The following is a 4,969-nucleotide window of genomic DNA, read 5'->3' as shown; positions in this document are numbered from 1 at the left end:
GGGATCACCCGTGCCGGACAGACCTACAGCTCGACCAGCTCGTAGCCGAGGGTGGCCTCCCGCAGCACCGCCAGGTGCTCGTGCTCGCCGCCGAGCGTGCGCCCGATCGCGGTGAGCCGCGCGACGTAGTGGGCCACCGGGTACTCGGCGGTGATGCCGATGCCGCCGTGCATCTGGATGGCCTCCTGGCCGATGTGCCTGGCCGCCTTGGCCACCTGCAGCCGCGCGCGGGAGATGACGATCGGGTCGAACACCCCGTCGGCCACCGCCGCGATCAGGTACAGGTTCATGCTGCGCGCCAGCTCCAGCGAGACGTACATGTTGGCCGCGCGCTGGGTCAGCGTCTGGAACTTCGACAGCGTGACGCCGAACTGCTTGCGGGTGCGCAGGTATTCGGTGGTCAGTCGCAGCGACTCGGACATCGCGCCGACGGACTCGGCGGCCAGGCCCGCGTGCGCGTAGCCGAGCGCCTCGCGCACCGCCGCGGCGGTGTCCGCGCCCGCCTCGCCGAGCAGTTCGGCGGGGGCGGAGGCGAATTCGAGCTGCGCGCCGCGCAGGCCGTCGAGGGTGCGGTAGGCGGTGCGGGTGACGCCCTCGGCGGCGGGGTCGACCAGGAACAGGCCGAGGCCGCCGTCGGGCAGCGTGGCACTGACCACGACCTTGTCGGCGCAGTCGCCGTGCGGCACCGGATTCTTCACGCCGGTCAGGGTGTAGCCCTCGCCCGCGCTCTCGGCCTTGGTGTTCAGTTCCTCCGAGGGCCAGCGCACGGCGGGCTCGGAGTGCGCGAAGGCCAGCAGCAGTTCGCCGCCGGACACCGCGGGCAGGATCTGCGCGCGCTGCTCGGCGGTGCCGAGGCGCGAGACCAGCGCGCCGGGCACGACCACCGCGTCCAGCAGCGGTTCCGGCGCCAGCCGCACGCCGAACTCCTCGAGCACCACCAGGGTCTCGACCGGGCTCGCGCCCGCGCCGCCGTCCTCCTCGGCGAAGCCGAGGCCGAGCACGCCGAGTTCGGCGAGCTGACGCCACACGTCGCGGTTCCAACCCAGCTCGGTGTCGGTGACCTTCAGCCGGGTCTCGGCGTCGTAGGCGCGGGAGAGGAGGTCACGCACGGTGTCGCGCAGCATGACCTGTTCTTCGGTGAGTTCGAAATCCATGCCCTGTCCTCACAATCCGAGGATCGTGGAGGCGATGATGGTGCGCTGCACCTCGTTCGAGCCTCCGTAGATGGTGGTCTTGCGGTAGTTGAGGTACCTGCCGCCGCTGCGCTGGGCCCAGTCCGGGGAGGCGATGCCCTCCGCGCCGACCGGGACGGCGTCGGGGCCGGCGATGTCGAGCAGCAGCTCGGTGGCCGCCTGCTGCAACTCCGAACCGCGCAGCTTGAGCACCGAGGAGGCCGGGTTGGGCTTGCCGTCGGAGGAGTTGGACACCACCCGCAGCTGGGTCAGCTCCAGCGCGAGCAGCTCGTTCTCCAGTTCGGCGATGCGGCTGGCGAAGACCGGATCGTCGAGCAGGGTGCCGTGCGCGGTCTTCACCTCGCGCGCGTGCGCCTTGGCCACGGCGATCTTGACCTTGGTGGAGCCGACGCCGGTGATGCCGGTGCGCTCGTTGCCGAGCAGGAATTTCGCGTAGGTCCAGCCCTGGTTCTCCTGGCCGACGAGCTGGTCGGCGGGGACCCGGACGTTCTCGAAGAAGACCTCGTTGACCTCGTGGCCACCGTCGATGGTCTTGATCGGGCGGATGGTCACGCCGGGCGACTCGACGTCGAAGAGCAGCATGGAGATGCCCGCCTGCTTCTTCGGCGCGTTCGGGTCGGTGCGCACCAGGCAGAAGATCCAGTCGGCGTACTGGGCCGAGGTGGTCCAGATCTTCTGGCCGTTGACGACGTAGGAGTCGCCGTCACGGACCGCGGTGGTGCGCAGCGAGGCCAGGTCGGAGCCCGCGTCCGGCTCGGAGAAGCCCTGGCACCACCAGATGTCCAGCGCCGCGGTCGGCGGCAGGAAGCGCTCCTTGAGCTCCTGGGAGCCGAAGTGCGCGATCACCGGGCCGATCATGGTGGCGTTGAAGGTCAGCGGCTCGGGCACCGAGGCCAGCTGCATCTCGTCGAGCCAGATGTGGCGCTGCATCGGGGTCCAGTCCTTGCCGCCCCACTCGACCGGCCAGTTCGGCACGGCGAGCCCGTGATCGTTGAGGATCTTGTGCGTGGTGACGATGTCCTCACGAGACAACTCGCGGCCGTGCTGGACACGCTCACGGATCTCCGCGGGGATCTGCGTGCGGTAGAACTGCCGCAACTCGTCGCGGAAGGCCACCTCGTCAGGGGACAGGGATATTTTCATACGCAACTCCCGTTGTGTCTCGTACGTACGGTATGAACCTACCTGCGGGCCGGGCAGTTGTGTCGAGTGGACCACACCTACCCGACCGGGTGGGCTGCGACACCGCACCGATGCGGTGACAGCAGATACCGAACACCGCATTCCGGGCACCTTTCCGGCCGCCCGCACGGCGCTCACCGGTGCGAACTGGTACCTTGACGCCAGTTGCACGCCCGAGGGGTTTTCGAGGAGTTCATCCGGTGATCTGCCGAACCATCGCACTGTCCGCCGTCGCCGCGCTCACGCTGGGCGTCGGCGCTGCCGCGACCGCCACACCCGCGGTCGCCGAAGAGCCGGCGCCGGTCGCCGAAGCGATCACCGAGCTCACCGAACGCGCGGGCGAGGACCCCGCCGCGCAGGCGGGCGTCGCCGCGCTGAACCGCTACACCGAGCTGGTCGACGTGGCCGAGCTGCGCGCCGTGTCCGGCGTGTGGGCGCCCTTCGCCTACGCCGCGCCCACCTTCGGCTGCGGCACCCACGGGCCGATCACCACCATCATCGCCGCCGCGACCACCTACGGCCGCACCGCCGAGGGCGCCGAACGCCCCGAGCCCGGCAGGCTGCGCTTCAGCGCCACCCCCGCGCACAGCGGCATGCCGCTGAACTCCGGCCTCGTGGTCGCCTGGGTGAACGTGAACAACGGCCGCAGCGGCCTGGACATGCTCGACGACCGCACCGCCGACGGCCTGCCCACCCTCTCCCGCACCGTGGAGAGCGGTCCGGGCACGGTCATCGCCTCCATGTGGGGCGTCATCGGCTACCCGGGCGCGCACTGCGTCATGACGCCGACGGTGGGCACCTTCTCGGTGCCGGACGCCCCGCTGCCCGGCCCGGACGGCGAGGTCGCCCCCAACCCGGCCATCGCGCCCGTCCCCGATCCCGAACTCGTCACGATCCCCGAGTCGGACGCCGCGCCCGCCTAGAGGCGAGTCCCCCGCGGCGACGGTCGCCGCGCAGCTGTCGCGGCCGGACCGGCCCACTCCCCCGGTCCACTCTCCCGGCCCCCGCACGCCGGCCCGCCCCGGCCGCCGGGCCGCGGCCGAATCCGCTCGCGCCGTCCGCAGTACGAGCCGGGGCCGTGCTCCGCCGTTCTCCCGACGGCCGGAAAGCTGATAGGTTCGCGGCCATGCGCGACAAGACGGTCGGCGTGCTCTTGGTCACGTATCAGAGCGCCGAGGATCTGCCCAGCTTTCTCGACTCTCTCGAAGCCGCTGTGGAACCTCTGCAGCTCGACGTGGTGTGCGTGGACAACACCTCCACCGACAACGGTCCCGATCTGGTCGAGGCCTACGGCGGCCGGGTGACCCGCAACCAGCGCAATGTGGGCCTGTCCAAGGCCATCAACCAGGCCGCCGCGCAGACCGACGCGGAGTGGCTGCTGGTGGCCAACCCGGACACCCAGCTCTCGCCCGGCTCGATCGCGGCCCTGGTGGAGACCGCTCGCACCGACGAGCGGATCGGCATGATCGGCCCGCAGATCCTGCGCATGGACGGCACTCCGTACCCGACCGGCCGCGCCTTCCCCTCCCTGCTCGTCGGCATCGCGCACGCGCTGCTCGGCGGCGTGTGGCCGGGCAATCCCGCCACCCACCGCTACTTCGGCGAGCAGCTGACCACCGCCGGGGACGTGGACTGGATCTCCGGCTGCTGCATGCTCTTCCGCCGCGAGGCGTTCGCGGAGGTCGGTGGCTTCGACGAGCGCTACTTCCTGTACTTCGAGGAAACCAAGATGGCCCTGGACATGCACCGCACGGGCTGGCGGGTGGTGCTCGATCCCACGGTGGCCATCAAGCACCGCGAGGGCGGCAGCATGCGCTCGGCGCCCTTCCGCAAGGTGCGCAGCCACCATCGCAGCGCGCTGCGGTTCTACGTCGACTACCACCGCGGCACCCCGTGGATCGTGTTCGCCCCGCTGGTCGCGGCCGGGCTCGCGGTCCGCGCGGTGGTGGCCTCGGCGCGCACGGCGATCACCGGGCGGCTGGCCAGGAACTGAGCGCGCCCGCCGGGTGCGCGGCGGCCGATCTCGGCCGCCCGCATCCCGGAACGGTGAAGTTCCCTGAACCGCACCGCATTTGGCACTATCGAACCATGCTCTTCTTCGACGGCACCCGTGGCCGCTTGCACTATCGGCGGTGGCCGGTCGAAACTCCCGGGGCGGTCGCCGTGCTGCTGCACGGACTCGGCCAGCACAGCGGCAACTACCACCGCTTCGCCCGCTCGCTCAACGCCATCGGCGTGGAGGTGTGGGGCCTCGACCTGGCCGGGCACGGACTGAGCGAGGGCGATCCCGCACAGCCGGGCACGCTGGCCGAACTGGTCGCCGACGCCGCGGTGCTGGTGACCCGCGCGCACGAGCAGCGGCCGGACCTGCCGCTGGTGCTGATGGGTCATTCGCTCGGCGCCGTCACCACGCTCGGCCTGCTCGGCGCCGCCGTGCCGGACACCGCGAGCGAGGCGGGCCTCGGCGGTGTGGAGGACAGCTACCCGCTGACCCCGAGCGTGCCGTCGGAGTGGCTGCACGGGCTGGTGCTGTCCGGTGTGCCGCGCCGCGCGCTCGGCGGCGGCGCTCCCGGCGCGCCTGGCACCCCGCTGCC

The 4,969-nt window shown here is 71.4% G+C and carries 5 protein-coding genes; 3 read left to right on the top strand and 2 right to left on the bottom strand.

Annotated features, from left to right (window positions below):
- Nucleotides 1-23 precede the first annotated feature (23 nt).
- Together QH283_RS18845 and QH283_RS18840 are read right to left on the bottom strand one after the other, a co-directional pair.
- Nucleotides 24-1,154, bottom strand: coding sequence for an acyl-CoA dehydrogenase family protein (locus QH283_RS18845; protein ID WP_280504305.1), 1,131 nt, complete (start codon nt 1,152-1,154; stop codon nt 24-26).
- Nucleotides 1,155-1,163: 9 nt separating this feature from the next.
- Entirely contained in the window at nt 1,164-2,336 is a 1,173-nt protein-coding gene (locus QH283_RS18840; protein ID WP_280504304.1) for an acyl-CoA dehydrogenase family protein, read from the bottom strand.
- 239 nt (nt 2,337-2,575) lie between these two features.
- On the opposite strand from QH283_RS18840, the gene QH283_RS18835 reads away from it, so the two are divergent.
- The 3 genes from QH283_RS18835 to QH283_RS18825 form a co-directional block, all read left to right on the top strand.
- Entirely contained in the window at nt 2,576-3,298 is a 723-nt protein-coding gene (locus tag QH283_RS18835; protein WP_280504303.1) for a hypothetical protein, read from the top strand.
- Nucleotides 3,299-3,501: 203 nt separating this feature from the next.
- A complete protein-coding gene (locus QH283_RS18830) occupies nt 3,502-4,368 on the top strand; it encodes a glycosyltransferase family 2 protein (protein WP_280504302.1) in 867 nt (288 codons plus the stop codon).
- Between the two features lie 95 nt (nt 4,369-4,463).
- A partial coding sequence (locus QH283_RS18825; protein WP_280504301.1) for an alpha/beta hydrolase occupies nt 4,464-4,969 on the top strand: 506 nt, incomplete at its 3' end.

The organism is Nocardia farcinica, assembly GCF_029867845.1.
In the GTDB taxonomy this organism is placed as follows: Bacteria; Actinomycetota; Actinomycetes; order Mycobacteriales; family Mycobacteriaceae; genus Nocardia; species Nocardia farcinica_A.
The sequence above is the reverse complement of the archived record's forward strand: the minus strand, read 5'-3'. Positions and strand labels throughout refer to the sequence as shown.